General features: G+C 50.2%; 2 tRNA genes. Both read right to left on the bottom strand.

From position 1 onward, the window contains the following. Window positions 1–34 precede the first annotated feature (34 nt). Window positions 35–110, bottom strand: a tRNA-Ala gene (locus KO539_RS29995). A gap of 19 nt (window positions 111–129) precedes the next feature. Further along, a tRNA-Ile gene (locus KO539_RS29990) sits at window positions 130–206 on the bottom strand. Between the last annotated feature and the right edge of the window lie 23 nt (window positions 207–229).

Below are 229 nucleotides of genomic sequence, written 5' to 3'. Positions count from 1 at the left end.
TGTTGAACTCAACACTGATTTACGTTTGAACTTTTGGTGGAGGATGACGGGATCGAACCGACGACCCCCTGCTTGCAAAGCAGGTGCTCTCCCAGCTGAGCTAATCCCCCTGAGATTTACTACAGAAACTGGTAGGGCTGGTTGGACTCGAACCAACGACCCCCGCGTTATCAACACGGTGCTCTAACCAGCTGAGCTACAGCCCCAAATGCTGTTCTTTATATTAACA

Origin of the sequence: Janthinobacterium sp. NKUCC06_STL (genome assembly GCF_019345455.1) — a bacterium.
Classification (GTDB): domain Bacteria; phylum Pseudomonadota; class Gammaproteobacteria; order Burkholderiales; family Burkholderiaceae_D; genus Janthinobacterium; species Janthinobacterium rivuli.
This window is presented reverse-complemented; position numbering and strand designations above follow the sequence as displayed.